Below are 986 nucleotides of genomic sequence, written 5' to 3'. Positions count from 1 at the left end.
TTTTTTCTGAAACTCTTTTTTTAGTTGTTTTTGCTCAAATATATCTCTTAATCCGCCATCAATCTCTCTAAGAATATGAGCCAACAAGTTAGATTTAGTTCCTAAACTAGAGTTTATTACCTGTATTCCATCTAGGTAAAATTGGGCTATCTCGGGTCCAATTGCTTCTAGTCCTTTATGTATTTCTAATTGTCTTTCAGTCACTTCAATATATTTTAAGCGTTGGCAAAAAGCTCTTTTGGTTTTTCAGTGTCTGATTGTGTGTCGGCAAAAACCAAATGTGCTATTTGTGCGGCTGCCTTTTTCAGCATGTCATACAGCGGACTTGTACATGAGGTGAGCGAGGCGGCAGTCGTAGCTTTGCTCATGTGCTTGGTTAGGCAACGTTATTCTTTTTCCAATTTACCGTGTCTGCACAGGCTGCTTGAACAACATGCCAAGAAATTATGCATGTATTTTCATCAGGATTCACTTTTGTCTTTAATTGCAGGTTTGGGTGTACAAGATTTCTAAATTCTCTTAACGCATGGCTGAATTTTGCTCTATCGATGTGTATCCATCCATTAGTTAGAGCTACTTCAATCATTTCAATTAATTTCCATTCAGAAAAAGGTTTGACAGTCCCATCCTTGAATTTAGGGGAACTTAGAGAAGTATTTGCTTCTCTTTTATGGGATTCCATCATACCTAAAAGCAATCCTTCTAATAAGCTTCCCATCAAAATTATAGCAGCTAAATAAGCTCTTGATTCAATACACCTTTCTGTTTCATTCCATCGCTGAATTAGCAAATCAACTATCTCTTTTGGGAAACCTAAAATTTCAAGTTCAGGACGGGGAATAGATTTTAATTCTCTTTCAGTATTCCTGCCTTTTAATCTTACCTTGAAAAGTATTTCTTCAATTTCCGGTGAGGCGTCTTGAATAGGATAAATTTGAAGAACCGCTCTTCTAATTTTTTCTTTATCAAATTCATTTAGGTTAGTT

3 protein-coding genes are annotated in these 986 nt (G+C 35.9%); all 3 read right to left on the bottom strand.

What is annotated here, in order from left to right:
• The coding region (locus ACFQ2O_RS21810; RefSeq protein WP_377533056.1) for a hypothetical protein at positions 1–204 on the bottom strand (204 nt) is incomplete at its 3' end.
• Positions 205–215: 11 nt separating this feature from the next.
• Positions 216–368 (bottom strand): hypothetical protein, encoded by a 153-nt coding sequence (locus tag ACFQ2O_RS21805; protein ID WP_377533054.1) that lies wholly within the window; start codon positions 366–368, stop codon positions 216–218.
• A gap of 8 nt (positions 369–376) precedes the next feature.
• Positions 377–986, bottom strand: a 610-nt coding sequence (locus ACFQ2O_RS21800; RefSeq protein WP_377533052.1) for a hypothetical protein, incomplete at its 5' end; no start/stop codon positions are given.

Origin of the sequence: Pontibacter rugosus (genome assembly GCF_042678745.1) — a bacterium.
In the GTDB taxonomy this organism is placed as follows: Bacteria; Bacteroidota; Bacteroidia; order Cytophagales; family Hymenobacteraceae; genus Pontibacter; species Pontibacter rugosus.
This window is presented reverse-complemented; position numbering and strand designations above follow the sequence as displayed.